This window comes from Arthrobacter sp. CAN_C5, from assembly GCF_017875735.1.
Taxonomy (GTDB): Bacteria; Actinomycetota; Actinomycetes; order Actinomycetales; family Micrococcaceae; genus Arthrobacter_D.
Window position 1 is genome coordinate 1,990,468 of the sequence record NZ_JAGGMZ010000001.1, and the last position, 13,791, is coordinate 2,004,258.

A 13,791-nucleotide genomic window follows, 5' to 3' on the forward strand; every position below is an offset into this window, starting at 1 on the left:
GCCGCCCGGCGCATGCCCATAATGACTAAAGGAAGCGGACGGCGATCCGGCTGCACGACGATTAGTGAAAGCTGAGGAATATGCCCAGGGAATTCGGTGTGGTCAGTTACGGCATGGAACTCGCGGATGACTTCCTGATCGCCGTGCAGGGCGCGGTGCAGGAGACCGGAGCGCAGATCGTCGAGTTGGAGAACGCCGACGAGTCCCGTTTCCAGGCGTCCACCCTCCTGGTTTCCTTCGACGGCACCGCAACAGAGCTCCGCACAGCGGTGCAGTCCCGGGTCACCGGCGGCCACGGGTGCGCCGTCGTTCCACCGGCATTGCTGGCGGAGGGCCGGAAACTGCTCATCATGGACGTTGACTCCACCCTGATCCGTCAGGAGGTCATCGAGCTGCTCGCTGCGCACGCCGGGCGTCAGGCCGAGGTCGCGGCGGTCACCGAGGCGGCAATGCGCGGGGACATCGACTTCACCCAGAGCCTGCGCTCACGGGTGGCGGTGCTCAAGGGACTTCCCGCCAGCGTCCTCACCGATGTGGGGGCAACCATCGAACTCAGCGATGGCGCGGCGGAGCTGGTGCGGCACTATCTGGCCTCAGGGCACGCCGTCGCCGCTGTTTCGGGCGGGTTCACCCAGCTGCTGGATCCCCTCGCCGCGCAGCTCTGCCTGACGTTCGCCGAGGCCAACCTGTTGGGAATCAGTGCCGACGGGTACCTCACCGGTGAGGTGGTGGGCCCCGTGGTGGACCGTGCGGCGAAGGAGCGTTCCCTGCGGCGCTGGGCTGCTGAGGCGGGTGTTCCGGTGGATCGGACCATCGCCGTCGGCGACGGAGCGAATGACCTGGACATGCTCACGGCGGCCGGACTGGGCGTGGCGTTCAACGCGAAGCCCGCGGTGCGGGCCGCCGCGGACGCATCCATCGATCTGCCCTACCTGGACGTGGTCAAGTACTTCAGCAGGCACTGACCTGATCCCCACTGCCCCCGGGAGTCGATCCGGGGGCGGTGAGCGAACCGGTTACCTGGTGAAGTATTCGTGACCGCCGACGTACTCGGTGTGGCCGTTGGGCACATCCGCGGTGGCCATTTTCGCGATTTCGGCAGCAAACTCGGCGACTGAGTAGAGCTTCCCTGCCTGCTCGCGGCGTGCCTCGATAGCCCCCGGGGTGGCCCGGTCGAGCAGGGTGGCGGTGACAGTGCCCTCGATCATGTCGCCGGAGACCACCACAAGGGTGATGCCCTTGGCTTCCAGCTCGGGGAGAAGCTCGCGGAGCGCGTCCTCGCCGGCACGCTTGCTGCGGGCAACGGCCTCGTAGGCTGCCATGGTGGGGACTTCATTGATGAAGTGCGCCTGGTGGCTGGTGATGAAAACCACCCGCGACCCTGCAGGCATGACCTCCATCGCGGCGCGCAGCATGTTGACCTGGGCATCGCGGTTGAGTTTCAGGGCGTAGTCTTCCTCGACCCCCGATTCCATCCCGCCGGACGCGTTGAGGACCAGCAGGCCTAGCCCGCCGAAGTTGTCGACGGCTGCCTGGATCAGCGCTGCCGACCCCTCAGCGGTGGTGAGGTCGGCGCCCACGGCGACGGCCTTGCCCCCGGCAGCCTCGATCCCGGCCACCACCTTCGCAGCGCGGGGTGCCTTCTGGCGGTAGTTCACGACGACGGCGGCACCCTCGTCGGCGAGCAGTTTCGCGACATCAGCCCCGATTCCCCGTGATGATCCAGTAACGATTGCGGTTGTGCCGGTCAGCGCAGCCATGGGTACTCCTTAGGTTTGATGAATGAGGTGAAGATGCCGCACGGGGTTCTCACACGGCGCTAGTGGCCCATGCCCAGACCGCCGTCAACCGGGATGACGGCACCGGAGATGTAGCCGGCGTCGTCGCTGGCTATCCACTTCACCACGTTGGCTACCTCAGTGGGCTCGGCGAAGCGGCGGGCAGGGATCGTCGCGAGATAATTCTTGCGGGTGTCCTCAGGCAGTTCGGCGGTCATGTCGGTGTTGATGAAACCTGGGGCCACGACATTGGCGGTGATCCCCCGCGAGCCGAGCTCCCGGGTGAGCGAGCGGGCGATGCCGATCAGGCCCGCCTTGGAGGCCGAGTAATTGATCTGGCCTGGTGCGCCGTACAGGCCCGTGACGGAGGAGATCAGGACCACGCGGCCCTTGCGAAGCCGGATCATGCCCTTCGACGCGCGCTTGATGACGCGGAAAGCACCGGTGAGGTTGGTGTCGATGACGTCGGTGAAGTCGGACTCGCTCATCCGCATCAGCAGGGTGTCGCGGGTGATCCCGGCATTGGCGACGAGCACCTCAACCGGACCGTGGGCTTCCTCGACGGCGGAGAACGCCGCATCAACCTGGTCCTCGCTGGTGACGTCGGCCTTGACGCCCAGCATGCCCTCGGGAACGTCGCCGCTGCGGTAGGTGATGGCCACCCGGTCGCCGTTCTCGACAAAGGCCTGCGCAATGGCGAGCCCGATGCCGCGGTTGCCTCCGGTTACCAAAACACTGCGTCCCTGTTCGGCGTCTGCCACGGAATCCTCCAAAATCATTGCTCCAACTATCCCTGCCGATCCTAGCTGGCGCCCACGCAACCGCAAGTTTGCGGCAGGAGGGAACCTTTGGTGTCGCTGGGGCTTTTAACAACTGGAGCACTGGGTGAGACAATTGAGAAGTCCCTTGGAGTGTGATGAGCAAGCAGATCCGGCACGGCGCTGACGTACACAGTATTACTGACGCGCGAACCCCTCATAGTGACGAAGTCCGCGGGCGGATGATCAAGTACTCCATTTCGATGGGGATCCGCCTGGTGTGTCTCGTTCTGGTGTTCTTCGTCGAGGGTTGGCTGCAGTGGGTGGTCATCGCGGGCGCGGTTGTCCTCCCCTACTTCGCCGTGATCTTCGCCAACGGAGGATCCGACACAAGCGACATCCCGCACAGCCAGTCCCTCATTGACAATGTGCCGCTCCCAGCGCTTGAGCCCATGGCTCCGGCCCCGGTGGAGCCTGCCGACGATGTGCTGCAGGGCGAGATTATCGACGACGACATCGATCCCACTGCCATCCAGGACGCTGACCGTGAGTACATCGACCGTGAGTACATCGACCGTGAGTACATCGACCGTGACAAGGGCCGACCCACCGCATGAACCTTCTTGACCAGCTGCAGCAGCTCAACCCTGCCCCGGACGAGCGGCCCGCGGAGGCTGTCTGCTCGCGCAAGGCCTGCCGCCTGCCGGCTGCCTGGCAGCTGCTCTGGAACAACCCCAAAATCCACACCCCAGACCGCCGCAAGACCTGGGTGGCCTGTGCCGACCACCGGGACTGGCTTGAGGACTACCTGCAGACCCGTGGTCTGTGGAAGGAGACCCTTCCCCTGGCTGGGTCCCACCCGGAGGGGAACCCTTCACAAGGCACGGCATCGGGAGGAAGCAGCCCCGCTGACAGCACCACCGGAGAAAGTGCCACCGGAGAAAGCACCAACGCAGAGAGCGCCACCGCGGACAACACCACCGGAGCAAGTGCCACTGCAGAGAGTGCCACGGCGGAAAATTCTACTGGCGGGAACACGGACTAGATGTACCGGTTCCTTATCTCACCCCGCTGGCTCGGTTGGCTGGCGCTCGTGACTGTCCTGGCCCTCGCCTGCGGTGCGCTCGGCATGTGGCAGTTGGACCGTCGGGATCAGCTGGCTGACACGATCGAGCGGATCGAGGCCAACTACGATCAGCCGGCGGCGCCCTATGCTGCTGGGTCCGCTGATTTCAGGTCCTTCGACCCGGCGGAGGAGTGGCTGCCCCTTGAGCTGACCGGCACCTATGACACGGCCAACCAGCTTGTGGTCCGTAACCGCCCCTTCAGCGGGCGGCCGGGCTACGAGGTGCTGGTGCCACTGCAGCTCCCCGACGGGTCAGCCGTGGTCATCAACCGGGGCTGGCTTCCCATCGGCAACGATGAGGCGGGACGTCCCGACGCTTTCCCGCAACCGCCAGAGGGTGAAGTGACGGTGACCGCCAGGATCAAACCCGGTGAGCCAGAGCTGAATCGCGGCGCGCCCGACGGCCAGATCCCGTCGATTGACCTCACCCGGTACCAGGAGGTGGTCGACTACGACCTGCAGACCGGTGCTTACGGCCTGATGTCGGCAGAGAGTCCCAGCCCCGCGACGTCGCCCCAGATCTTCCCCCGTCCCTACCTGGACTCCGGACCACACCTGTCCTACTCGATGCAGTGGTTTGCGTTCGGCGCCCTCCTCTTCGTCGGCTTCGGCTACGCCGCCCGACAGCAGCAGCGTTCCGATGAGGAAGACCTGGCGGAAGCCAACGGCACCGTGCAGGCCGCGCCGGTCAGGCGACAGCGCCGGCCGACCGCCGAGGAAGAAGAGGACGCCTATCTCGACGCGCGCGGCTACTAGCGGACGGCTTCCAGGCAGCGGACGGCTTCCAGGTCGGTTGCAGCCAGCTCCGCCGTAGTCACGCTCACTGTAGTCACGCTCAGCAGTAGCCGGGCTCGCAAGAACCCGGCCCGCACTCTCTAGGCCATCGTTCTAGGCCATCGTCACCAGGTCGAGGTAATCGTCGCTCCACAGGTCCTCGACGCCGTCGGGCAGCAGGACGACCCGCTCCGGGTTCAGTGCTTCCACTGCCCCCTCGTCGTGGCTGACCAGGACAACCGCGCCGCTGTAGTTGCGGAGCGCATCGAGAATTTCTGCGCGGCTCGCGGGGTCGAGGTTGTTGGTCGGTTCATCGAGGAGCAGGACATTCGCTGACGACGCGACGATCGTGGCCAGGGCCAGTCTCGTCTTCTCACCACCGGAAAGCACGCCCGCAGGCTTGTCGACGTCGTCACCCGTGAACAGGAACGACCCGAGAACACCACGGACCTCCGCGTCTTTCATGTCCGGCGCCGACGAGCGCATGTTCTCCAGCACGGTCCGCTCGGTATCGAGGGTTTCGTGCTCCTGGGCGTAGTAGCCCACCTTCAGGCCGTGGCCGGGGATGACCTCGCCGGTATCGGGCTTGTCAACGCCCGCCAGCATCCGCAGCAGGGTGGTTTTGCCTGCACCGTTGAGTCCGAGGATCACGACCTTCGATCCCCTGTCGATGGCCAGGTCGACGTCGGTGAAGATCTCCAGTGACCCGTAGGACTTGCTGAGACCCTCAGCGGTCATCGGCGTCTTGCCACACGGCGAGGGTTCGGGGAAGCGCAGGGCGGCGACGCGGTCCTGCGCACGGACCGCTTCCAGCCCGCCAAGGAGACGTTCGGCGCGCTTCGCCATGTTCTGCGCGGCGACGGCCTTGGTGGCCTTCGCGCGCATCTTGTTGGCCTGATCCATGAGAACCTGGGCCTTCTTCTCCGTGTTGGCACGCTCACGCTTCCGCGCGCGCTCGTCTGTTTCACGCTGCTGCAGGTAGCGCTTCCAGCCGATGTTGTAGATGTCGATCGTGGCGCGGTTGGCGTCCAGGTGGAATACCTTGTTCACCGTCGCCTCCAGGAGGTCCACATCGTGGCTGATCACGATCAGTCCACCCTGGTGGTTCTTCAGGAATTCCCGCAGCCAGGTGATGGAATCGGCGTCGAGGTGGTTGGTGGGCTCATCGAGGAGCATCGTCTCGGCACCCGAATAGAGAATGCGCGCCAGCTCGACACGACGGCGCTGGCCACCGGAAAGGGTGCTCAAGGACTGGTTGAGGATCCGGTCCGGGAGGGCAAGGTTGGAGGAGATGGCAGCAGCTTCGGCTTCTGCCGCGTAGCCGCCGTGGGCGAGGAACTCCGCCTCAATCCGGTCGTAGCGGGCCATGGCCTTGTCACGCACCGCGTTGTTCTCGCTGGCCATGTCTTCCTGGGCCGCGCGGAGCTTGGTGACGACGACGTCCAGGTTGCGGGCGGACAGGATGCGGTCGCGTGCCAGCTGGGCCATGTCCGGGGTGCGCGGATCCTGGGGCAGGTAACCGATCTCACCCTTGCGGCTGACGGTGCCGCCGGCGGGCAGCCCCTCCCCCGCCATGACGCGGGTGAGTGTGGTCTTACCGGCACCGTTGCGCCCCACCAGGCCAATCTTGTCCCCGCGGTCAACACGGAATGACACCGCATCCATGAGCAGGCGTGCTCCCGCGCGCAGCTCTAAGTTCGAGACGGTAATCAATTACGTGGCCTTTCAATGGACGGGTCCGCACCATCGGATGGTTGCTGGATGCCTAGTTTTGTAGGAAACCTACAAGCGAATTTGGATCCGGGGGCACTAATCTCAGTAAGTGACGGCAAGCTGTTGTCGATAACTAACAGAAAGAGCCATCATGCGTCTGAAGAATCAGGTTCCGGCGGCCGCCGCTGTGGATACTCCCACTCACGCCAGGCGCCGCTGGAATGCCACGGATCTTTCGCTGATCGCGGTCTTCGCGGCCTTGGTGGCCGCTCTTGCAATCCTACCCGCTATCCCCGTCGGCCCGCTCGGTGTGCCGCTGACCCTCCAGACCCTCGCCGTCATGGTCACGGGAATTGTCCTCGGCCCGGGCCGAGGATTCGCGGCGGTGGCCCTGTATCTGGTCGTCGGACTGGCCGGACTTCCCATTTTCAGCGGCTTCAGCGGGGGTGTCGGGGTTCTCGCGGGCCCGTCCGCCGGGTACCTGCTGGCCTTTCCCCTTGCCGCGCTGGTCGCCGGTTTCCTGGCACGACTGGTGCTGGCCAGGGTCCAAAGGTTCCGGTACGCAGCTCTTTTCGCGGCCTGCCTGGTCAGCAGCCTGCTGGTCATCCATCCCCTCGGTATTGCGGGTCTGATGATCAACGGAAAGCTGGATCTGATGGCAGCCGTCGCCGCCGACGTCATCTATTTGCCCGGCGATGTGCTGAAAAACCTGGTCGCCGCGGCCATCGGGCTGAGCGTGCACCGTGCGTTCCCCCGGTTGATCGGTACCGGTCGGCGCCCGGTAACCGCCGCCGGGACTGCTTCCTGAGCGGGCGGTCGCACCGGATAAAACCATGATTGTCTTTGAGGGTGCCGCGGTCAGCGTCACGGGACCGGAGGGTGAGCGCCGGATCCTGGCGCCCCTTAACCTCAGTCTCACCGAGCGTCGGATCGCGGTGATCGGTGCCAATGGGTCGGGTAAATCCACCCTGCTGAAGCTCATCAACGGCCTGGTCCCCCCTACGGCCGGACGGGTGGCGGTGGAGGGACTCGACACGGTCAAGGCCGGCCGGGCGGTCCGCCAGCGCGTCGGGTTCGTCTTCACCGATCCCTTGTCGCAACTCGTGATGCCCACGGGACTCGAAGACGTGGAGCTGTCGTTGCGCGCCCGTCTCCGGAACCCCACCGAACGACGGACCGCCGCCCTGGCTGTCCTGGAGCGCCTGGGGCTGGCGTCCCTGGCCGAGCAGAGTATCTATGACCTTTCGGGTGGTGAGCGGCAGCTGATGGCACTGGCTGCCGTCCTCGCCGTCGACCCCGGCATCCTTGTGGCCGACGAACCCACCACCCTCCTGGACCTGCGCAATGAGCGCCGGGTCCGGCGGCTGTTCAGCGGCCTGGACCAGCAGCTGGTCTTCACGACGCATGACCTGGAGTTCGCGGGCGACAGCGACCGGGTTTTAGTGATCGACGACGGACGACTGGTGTTCGACGGCGCTCCCCGCACCGCCATCGACCACTACCGCCGCCTGCACCTGGACGCGGAAGCGCTGCCGGGAGACGACCGGTGAGGGGCCACGGAAGCCTGTTGGGCACCTACGTGGAGGGTGACTCGCGGCTGCACCGCGCTCCTCTATGGTCGAAGGGCCTCGCCGTCCTGCTCCTGTCGACGGGCGTACTGCTGGCCAATCGTCCCGCGGTCACCGGGGCGGCCCTGGTGCTGGTCGTCGTCGGGTATCTGGTGGGTGCTCGGCTGGCGCCGGTGCACCTGTGGCGGCCGTTGGCCCCGGTCTGGCCGATGCTGGTCATCCTCGGCGGGTACCAGGTGATCGTCAACGGCCCTGCGCCGGCGGTGCTGCTCGTGGGGAACATTGCCACCTGTCTCCTGGCTGCCCGCCTGCTCACCCTGACCACCGAGGGGCAGCGTCTGCTGGATGGGCTGGTAACCCTTGCCGTCCCGTTCCGCCGGGTGGGAGCAGATCCGGAGCGGTTTGGGCTGACCCTTGCCCTCATGACCCGCAGCATTCCCTACCTTGTCGGCTCGGTCGCTGACGTCCGGGACGCGGCGAGGGCGCGCGGCCTGGAGCGGAACCCGCGGGCCCTGGTCATCCCGGTGGTCATCGGCGCGGTCGCCTACGCGCACCAGACCGGTGAAGCGCTGGCTGCCCGCGGGCTTGGCGAGTCCGGCCCGGAGGATGGCTAACGCACCAGGAAACGGCGACCGCAGTGAAAATGGCAGCCGCAGAACGGCCGGCACAGCAGAAAAACGGCAGCCGCACCAGAAATATCTGGTGCGGCTGCCGTTTTACACTGCGGACTACCGGATCGCCCTGTCCTGAATGCTGCGCCGTCCTAAATACTGCGTTGTCTTGAATCCTGCGTTGTCTTGAATCCTGCGCTGTCCTAGACCTAGATGTTGAACCCGAGGGCCCGCATCTGGTCGCGGCCGTCCTCGGTGATCTTCTCGGGACCCCAGGGCGGCATCCACACCCAGTTCAGACGCCAGTCGTCGACGACCCCGTCGAGCGACTGCCCCACCTGCTCCTCGATGACGTCCGTCAGCGGGCAGGCCGCCGTCGTGAGCGTCATGTCGATCAGGAGGGCGCCGTCGTCGGCGTACTTGAGCCCGTAGAGGAGACCCAGGTCGACGATGTTGACGCCCAGCTCGGGGTCAATCACGTCCTTGAGGGCTTCCTCGACGTCGTCTATCGCGGTCTGTCCCGCGTTCACTTCACTCATTGTTGTCTACCTTCTCGAAGCGTTACCGAGCTCACTACCAACGAACCTAGGCGCCGGCCGGGGCAGCAGCTGAAGCCGGGGCGGGGGTTCCGAAGCGGTCGTAGCCTTCGGCCTCAAGCCGGTCGGCCAGCTCGGGGCCACCCTGCTCGGCGATCCTGCCGTCGACGAACACGTGCACAAAGTCAGGCTTGATGTAGCGCAGGATCCGTGTGTAGTGGGTAATCAACAGGGTACCCATTCCGCCCTTGGAGTGCTCGCGGTTGACGCCCTCTGAAACCACTTTGAGCGCGTCGACGTCGAGGCCGGAGTCGGTCTCGTCGAGGATGGCGAAGCGGGGCTTGAAGAGCTCGAGCTGGAGGATCTCGACGCGCTTTTTCTCGCCGCCGGAGAAGCCCTCGTTGACGTTGCGCTGGGCGAAGTCGGCGTCGATGCGCAGCTGCGACATCGCTTCCTTGACGTCCTTGGTCCAGTGGCGCAGGCTCGGGGCCTTGCCGTCCAGGGCGGTCTTCGCGGTGCGCAGGAAGTTGGTCATGGTCACGCCGGGCACCTCAACGGGGTACTGCATGGCCAGGAAGAGGCCTGCGCGGGCACGCTCGTCGACGCTCATGTCGAGGACGTCCTCACCGTCGAGGGTGATGGATCCGCTGTCCACGAGGTACCGGGGGTGGCCGGCGATCGTGGAGGCGAGGGTTGACTTGCCGGAACCGTTGGGCCCCATGATGGCGTGGGACTCGCCGGTGTTGATGGTCAGGCTGACGCCTTTGAGGATCTGCTTCCGGGCCCCCTGCTCCGTCTCGATGCTGACGTGGAGGTCCTTGATTTCAAGGGTGGACATCTGTGGTTCTCCTTCGCGCCCTGCGTGGCAGGGAGTGCAATGTGGGTTAGACCGTGGTGGTCGAAAGTGTGTGGGTGGCTAACCGAGGTCAGGGACAGCGGCACCGTTGGTGACGGTGCTGATGTCCACGTAGACCTCGTCGCCGTGGATTTCCAGGGCAAACACCGGGACGGGTTCGTAGGCTGGCAGCTGCAGCGGGGCACCGCTGCGCAGGTCGAACTGCGACCCGTGGCCCCAGCACTCGATGACGCACCCCTCGACGTCGCCCTCGGAGAGGGAGATGTCGGCGTGGGAGCAGGTGTCTCCGAGGGCGTGGATGGCGCCCTCGGAGTCCTTCACCACTGCCACCGGGTAGTCGTCGATCAGGATGCGCAGTGCCTGCCGGACCTCAATGTCGTTGACATTGCAGACCAGCTCGCCCTTCGGTGCGTCGGCCATTAGATGTTTCCTGCCGCGAGTTCCCGCTCGACGGCGTCAGTGAGCCGTTCCTCGAGCTCTGGCACCTTGATCTGCTGGATGACCTCGTTGAGGAACCCGCGGACCACCAGCCGGCGGGCGGTCTTCTCGTCGATGCCGCGTGCCATCAGGTAGAACAGGTGCTCGTCGTCGAACCGGCCGGTGGCGCTGGCGTGGCCGGCACCCTCGATGAGCCCGGTCTCGATCTCCAGGTTGGGGACCGAGTCGGAGCGCGTGCCGTCGGTCAACAGGAGGTTACGGTTCGTCTCGTACGTGTCCGTTCCCTCGGCCGCCTTGCGGATCAGCACGTCGCCGACCCACACGGTGTGGGCGTCCTGGCCCTGCAGTGCGCCCTTGTACGTGACACGGGATTTGCAGTTCGGTACGGCGTGGTCCACCAGGAGCCGCTGCTCCAGGTGCTGGCCGGCGTCGGCGAAGTACAGTCCGTACATTTCCACCTCGGACCCGGGTCCGGTGAAGAGCGACGACGGGGTCATCCGCACCAGGTCTCCGCCGAGGCTGACCACCACGTGCTTGAACTTTGCGTTCCGACCGATTTTGGCCTGCTGGGTGGAGGCGTGAACGGCGTCGTCGTCCCATTCCTGCACGCTGACTACCGTGAGCTCGGCCCCGTCTCCGACGACGATCTCGACGTTCTGCGCGAGGGTGGTTTTCCCGTGATGGTCCAGGACCACCACTGCCTTCGAGAAGCGTTCCGCGTTGATGATCAGGTGCTGCGCGGCCGGAGCCTCGTCGACACCGTTGATGCTGATCTTTACGTCGGCGTCGGCAATGGTCTCCACCGGAATGGTCACCACTGTCGCCTCGGTGAACGCCTCCCAGGCAGCAGCCGACACCCGGTCGTCGGGAACGGACGCGGAGCCGATCCGCGAGTCGTCCCGACCGACCGTCTCAACGGTGACGTTGGTGGCACCCGTCACGTCAACAGTGGGTCCCGCGCCGGTCAGCGGCTGGTTGTGCAGGCCGCGCAGACGCTTCAGCGGCGTGAACCGCCAGTCCTCTTCCCGGCCATTCAGTGGCGCAAAGTCGGCCAGCTTGTAGGACTTCAGACGTTCCCCGCGGGACGCCTCCGGGATGACCGGGGCGTCGCCGTGGCTATGCTTCTTGGCGCCGTGCTGCACAGTCCCTTCGTTGAAGGGGGAAAGGTTCTCCCCTTCCTCGGTGAAACCGTCGATGGCAATTTTCTCTGCGGACGCTGGTGCGTCCAGCTGGGTAGCTTCAGCCATGTGTTAGCCCACGGCCCCTTCCATCTGGAGTTCGATCAGGCGGTTCAGTTCTAGTGCGTACTCCATGGGGAGCTCACGGGCGATCGGCTCGATGAATCCGCGCACTATCATTGCCATGGCCTCATCCTCGGGCATGCCGCGGGACATCAGGTAGAACAGCTGTTCCTCGCTGACCCGCGAGACGGTTGCCTCGTGGCCCATCGTGACGTCGTCCTCACGGATGTCCACGTATGGGTACGTGTCCGACCGCGAGATCGTGTCGACCAGCAGAGCGTCGCACCGCACGGTGTTCGCCGAATGCTTGGCACCCTCGCGAACCTGGACCAGGCCGCGGTAGGCGGCTCGCCCACCACCCCGGGCAACCGACTTCGAAATGATCGATGACTTGGTGTTCGGCGCGATGTGCACCATCTTCGACCCGGTGTCCTGGTGCTGGCCCTCGCCGGCAAACGCGATCGACAGGGTCTCGCCCTTGGCATGCTCGCCGACCAGGTACACGGCCGGGTACTTCATGGTGACCTTCGAGCCGATGTTGCCGTCGACCCACTCCATGGTGGCGCCCTCGTGGGCGATGGCCCGCTTGGTGACCAGGTTGTACACGTTGTTCGACCAGTTCTGGATGGTGGTGTAGCGGACGCGGGCGTCCTTCTTCACCACGATCTCGACGACGGCCGAGTGCAGGGAGTCCGACGTGTAGATCGGGGCGGTGCAGCCCTCGATGTAGTGCACGTAGGAACCCTCGTCGGCAATGATGAGGGTGCGCTCGAACTGGCCCATGTTCTCGGTGTTGATGCGGAAGTAGGCCTGCAGCGGGATTTCGACGTGTACGCCGGGTGGCACGTAGACGAAAGAGCCGCCGGACCAGACCGCGGTGTTCAGCGAGGCGAACTTGTTGTCGCCCACCGGGATGATGGAGCCGAAGTACTCCTCAAAGAACTCGGGGTGTTCCTTCAACGCGGTGTCGGTGTCCATGAAGATGACACCCTGGCGTTCGAGTTCCTCGTTGATCTGGTGGTAGACCACCTCGGACTCGTACTGGGCTGCCACGCCGGAAACGAGGCGGTTACGCTCGGCCTCGGGAATCCCGAGCTTCTCGTAGGTGTTCTTGATGTCCTCCGGGAGTTCCTCCCAGCTGCCAGCCTGCTTCTCCGTGGAACGCACGAAGTACTTGATGTTGTCGAAGTCGATGCCCGACAGGTCGGCACCCCATGCGGGCATGGGCTTCCGGTCGAAGTACTTCAGGCCCTTCAGCCGCAGGTCGAGCATCCATTCTGGCTCGTCCTTCTTGGCCGAAATGTCGCGGACCACCTCTTCGCTGAGTCCACGCTTGGCGTTGGCACCGACGTCGTTCTTGTCGGACCAACCGAAGGCATAGTTACCGATGCCTTCGAGCTCGGGGTTGCGCTCCAGGATGTCGCTGATTACTGCTTCCGGAACGGCTGCCTCTGCCATTGTCTTCTGGTCTACTTGATCCGTCATCACGGCCTTTCTTGCTGATGGGTGGATACGGTCGGTTCTAGCTCGGAGGTGTCAGCTCCGGCGGGGGCAGGTGTAACCCGGCCCACGGGAATATGGGTGGTGCAGACGTGGCCGCCGCGGGCGAGCGTCGACAGCCGCCGTACATCGACGCCGAGCAGCCGGGAGAACACTTCGGTCTCCTGATCGCAGAACGACGGGAATTCGGCGGCCAGCTCCTGGACGGGGCAGTGCCCCTGGCAGAGCTGGACGGCCAGCATGGCAGCGTTGGGGGCGTTCCGGCCCACGACCGTGGTCGACCCGACAAAACCGTCGGTGGTCAGGGCGCTGGCCAGGGCACGCGCCCGGTCTTCGAGGTCCGGGCCTGCGGCTTCCACCAGGGGACGGTACCGGGACTCCATTTCGGCGAACCGGGTGCGGGCGAACTGCTCGACGGCGTCCGGGCCGGCCACGTCCTGCAACTGTGTGAGTGCGGCCTTGGCGATGGAAAGGTAGTCGGTGCCGAGCTCGGTCTGCCCACGCTGGCTCAGGACGTAGCGCCGGGCGGGACGGCCGGCGCCGGAGGACGGATTACCGACGAGTTTCACTTCGATGAGCTGCTTGCGGGACAGGGCGTCAAGATGGCGTCGGACCGCTGCGGGGGTGAAGCCGAGGCGTTCGCCGAGTTCGGCGGCGCTGACGGGTCCGTGCTCCAGGACCGCTGCCAGGACCTTGCTGCGGGTCCGGTCTTCTGCGTCGGAGGGGCGGGGCATCACGGACCGGGAACCGGCTGGGCGTGCTGGAGCCGGATAGGTATTGGCTGGCTGTATCTGGCTCATTTCGCCTCCTCTGGAATCCGGCCTCGTCGGGAGCCACAGAAATTTCTGTGTCCATTGAATAGACAACACAATCATGTCCTAATCTGTTCCCT

The 13,791-nt window shown here is 65.2% G+C and carries 16 protein-coding genes and 1 pseudogene; 8 read left to right on the forward strand and 9 right to left on the reverse strand.

The genetic code is table 11. The annotated features are described in order from the left end of the window. The first annotated feature begins 80 nt into the window (after window positions 1-80). Window positions 81-965, forward strand: a complete 885-nt coding sequence (gene serB / locus H4V95_RS09375; RefSeq protein ID WP_196866899.1) for a phosphoserine phosphatase SerB — start codon at window positions 81-83, stop codon at window positions 963-965. A 51-nt stretch (window positions 966-1,016) separates the two neighbouring features. On the opposite strand, the gene H4V95_RS09380 is transcribed toward serB, so the two are convergent. Together H4V95_RS09380 and H4V95_RS09385 are read right to left on the reverse strand one after the other, a co-directional pair. Further along, a complete protein-coding gene (locus H4V95_RS09380) occupies window positions 1,017-1,760 on the reverse strand; it encodes an SDR family oxidoreductase (RefSeq protein ID WP_196866898.1) in 744 nt (247 codons plus the stop codon). A 59-nt stretch (window positions 1,761-1,819) separates the two neighbouring features. Continuing rightward, window positions 1,820-2,557 carry a beta-ketoacyl-ACP reductase gene (locus H4V95_RS09385; protein ID WP_196866897.1) on the reverse strand — a complete coding sequence of 246 codons (738 nt, stop codon included), beginning with the start codon at window positions 2,555-2,557 and terminating at the stop codon, window positions 1,820-1,822. A 137-nt stretch (window positions 2,558-2,694) separates the two neighbouring features. Here H4V95_RS09385 and H4V95_RS09390 point away from each other — a divergent pair, with 137 nt between their 5' ends. From H4V95_RS09390 to H4V95_RS09400, 3 genes and pseudogenes are all read left to right on the forward strand, one after another. After that, complete coding sequence (locus H4V95_RS09390; protein ID WP_209730052.1) at window positions 2,695-3,153, forward strand: DUF3099 domain-containing protein; 459 nt, start codon at window positions 2,695-2,697, stop codon at window positions 3,151-3,153. Then, window positions 3,150-3,407, forward strand: a pseudogene (locus H4V95_RS09395) (hypothetical protein); the annotation flags it as partial. The gene H4V95_RS09390 and the pseudogene H4V95_RS09395, both read left to right, overlap by 4 nt. A gap of 174 nt (window positions 3,408-3,581) precedes the next feature. Then, window positions 3,582-4,418 carry an SURF1 family protein gene (locus tag H4V95_RS09400; RefSeq protein ID WP_209730054.1) on the forward strand — a complete coding sequence of 279 codons (837 nt, stop codon included), beginning with the start codon at window positions 3,582-3,584 and terminating at the stop codon, window positions 4,416-4,418. Window positions 4,419-4,550: 132 nt separating this feature from the next. Here H4V95_RS09400 and H4V95_RS09405 read toward each other — a convergent pair whose 3' ends face one another. Beyond that, complete coding sequence (locus H4V95_RS09405) at window positions 4,551-6,149, reverse strand: ABC-F family ATP-binding cassette domain-containing protein (RefSeq protein ID WP_196866894.1); 1,599 nt, start codon at window positions 6,147-6,149, stop codon at window positions 4,551-4,553. A 151-nt stretch (window positions 6,150-6,300) separates the two neighbouring features. On the opposite strand from H4V95_RS09405, the gene H4V95_RS09410 reads away from it, so the two are divergent. The 4 genes from H4V95_RS09410 to H4V95_RS09425 are packed head-to-tail and all read left to right on the forward strand — an operon-like array spanning window position 6,301 to window position 8,467. After that, window positions 6,301-6,957: a biotin transporter BioY gene (locus H4V95_RS09410; RefSeq protein ID WP_196866893.1), complete on the forward strand. Its 657-nt coding sequence runs from the start codon at window positions 6,301-6,303 to the stop codon at window positions 6,955-6,957. 25 nt (window positions 6,958-6,982) lie between these two features. Further along, the gene (locus H4V95_RS09415) at window positions 6,983-7,699 is read left to right on the forward strand and encodes an energy-coupling factor ABC transporter ATP-binding protein (RefSeq protein ID WP_196866892.1); all 717 of its coding nucleotides are present in this window, start codon (window positions 6,983-6,985) and stop codon (window positions 7,697-7,699) included. Beyond that, window positions 7,696-8,331, forward strand: a complete 636-nt coding sequence (locus H4V95_RS09420) for an energy-coupling factor transporter transmembrane protein EcfT (protein WP_196866891.1) — start codon at window positions 7,696-7,698, stop codon at window positions 8,329-8,331. Before H4V95_RS09415 ends, H4V95_RS09420 begins: the two co-directional genes overlap by 4 nt. Continuing rightward, window positions 8,324-8,467 carry a hypothetical protein gene (locus H4V95_RS09425; RefSeq protein ID WP_196866890.1) on the forward strand — a complete coding sequence of 48 codons (144 nt, stop codon included), beginning with the start codon at window positions 8,324-8,326 and terminating at the stop codon, window positions 8,465-8,467. Before H4V95_RS09420 ends, H4V95_RS09425 begins: the two co-directional genes overlap by 8 nt. Window positions 8,468-8,537: 70 nt before the next feature. Here the strand turns inward: H4V95_RS09425 and H4V95_RS09430 are convergent, their stop codons facing one another. The 6 genes from H4V95_RS09430 to H4V95_RS09455 all read right to left on the reverse strand — a co-directional run bounded on the left by H4V95_RS09430 (window position 8,538) and on the right by H4V95_RS09455 (window position 13,699). Further along, window positions 8,538-8,867, reverse strand: coding sequence for a metal-sulfur cluster assembly factor (locus H4V95_RS09430; RefSeq protein ID WP_196841456.1), 330 nt, complete (start codon window positions 8,865-8,867; stop codon window positions 8,538-8,540). 46 nt (window positions 8,868-8,913) lie between these two features. After that, window positions 8,914-9,702, reverse strand: a complete 789-nt coding sequence (gene sufC / locus H4V95_RS09435) for a Fe-S cluster assembly ATPase SufC (RefSeq protein WP_196866889.1) — start codon at window positions 9,700-9,702, stop codon at window positions 8,914-8,916. 78 nt (window positions 9,703-9,780) lie between these two features. Beyond that, the gene (locus tag H4V95_RS09440) at window positions 9,781-10,140 is read right to left on the reverse strand and encodes a non-heme iron oxygenase ferredoxin subunit (protein ID WP_196866888.1); all 360 of its coding nucleotides are present in this window, start codon (window positions 10,138-10,140) and stop codon (window positions 9,781-9,783) included. After that, window positions 10,140-11,405, reverse strand: a complete 1,266-nt coding sequence (gene sufD, locus H4V95_RS09445) for a Fe-S cluster assembly protein SufD (protein WP_196866887.1) — start codon at window positions 11,403-11,405, stop codon at window positions 10,140-10,142. The genes H4V95_RS09440 and sufD overlap by 1 nt, the downstream gene beginning before the upstream one ends. Window positions 11,406-11,408: 3 nt before the next feature. Continuing rightward, window positions 11,409-12,884: a Fe-S cluster assembly protein SufB gene (sufB, locus tag H4V95_RS09450; protein ID WP_171585131.1), complete on the reverse strand. Its 1,476-nt coding sequence runs from the start codon at window positions 12,882-12,884 to the stop codon at window positions 11,409-11,411. After that, complete coding sequence (locus H4V95_RS09455) at window positions 12,884-13,699, reverse strand: metalloregulator ArsR/SmtB family transcription factor (protein ID WP_209730056.1); 816 nt, start codon at window positions 13,697-13,699, stop codon at window positions 12,884-12,886. Before H4V95_RS09455 ends, sufB begins: the two co-directional genes overlap by 1 nt. Window positions 13,700-13,791: the final 92 nt, after the last annotated feature.

Bases quoted from the DNA above. Each gene is read 5' to 3' on its own strand.
- sufB (WP_171585131.1), bottom strand. From the start codon at position 12,884: ATGACGGATCAAGTAGACCAGAAGACAATGGCAGAGGCAGCCGTTCCG.
- H4V95_RS09430 (WP_196841456.1), bottom strand. From the start codon at position 8,867: ATGAGTGAAGTGAACGCGGGACAGACCGCGATAGACGACGTCGAGGAA.
- H4V95_RS09425 (WP_196866890.1), top strand. From the start codon at position 8,324: ATGGCTAACGCACCAGGAAACGGCGACCGCAGTGAAAATGGCAGCCGC.
- H4V95_RS09385 (WP_196866897.1), bottom strand. From the start codon at position 2,557: ATGATTTTGGAGGATTCCGTGGCAGACGCCGAACAGGGACGCAGTGTT.
- H4V95_RS09440 (WP_196866888.1), bottom strand. From the start codon at position 10,140: ATGGCCGACGCACCGAAGGGCGAGCTGGTCTGCAATGTCAACGACATT.
- H4V95_RS09400 (WP_209730054.1), top strand. From the start codon at position 3,582: ATGTACCGGTTCCTTATCTCACCCCGCTGGCTCGGTTGGCTGGCGCTC.
- sufC (WP_196866889.1), bottom strand. From the start codon at position 9,702: ATGTCCACCCTTGAAATCAAGGACCTCCACGTCAGCATCGAGACGGAG.
- H4V95_RS09380 (WP_196866898.1), bottom strand. From the start codon at position 1,760: ATGGCTGCGCTGACCGGCACAACCGCAATCGTTACTGGATCATCACGG.
- serB (WP_196866899.1), top strand. From the start codon at position 81: ATGCCCAGGGAATTCGGTGTGGTCAGTTACGGCATGGAACTCGCGGAT.
- sufD (WP_196866887.1), bottom strand. From the start codon at position 11,405: ATGGCTGAAGCTACCCAGCTGGACGCACCAGCGTCCGCAGAGAAAATT.
- H4V95_RS09455 (WP_209730056.1), bottom strand. From the start codon at position 13,699: ATGAGCCAGATACAGCCAGCCAATACCTATCCGGCTCCAGCACGCCCA.
- H4V95_RS09410 (WP_196866893.1), top strand. From the start codon at position 6,301: ATGCGTCTGAAGAATCAGGTTCCGGCGGCCGCCGCTGTGGATACTCCC.
- H4V95_RS09415 (WP_196866892.1), top strand. From the start codon at position 6,983: ATGATTGTCTTTGAGGGTGCCGCGGTCAGCGTCACGGGACCGGAGGGT.
- H4V95_RS09390 (WP_209730052.1), top strand. From the start codon at position 2,695: ATGAGCAAGCAGATCCGGCACGGCGCTGACGTACACAGTATTACTGAC.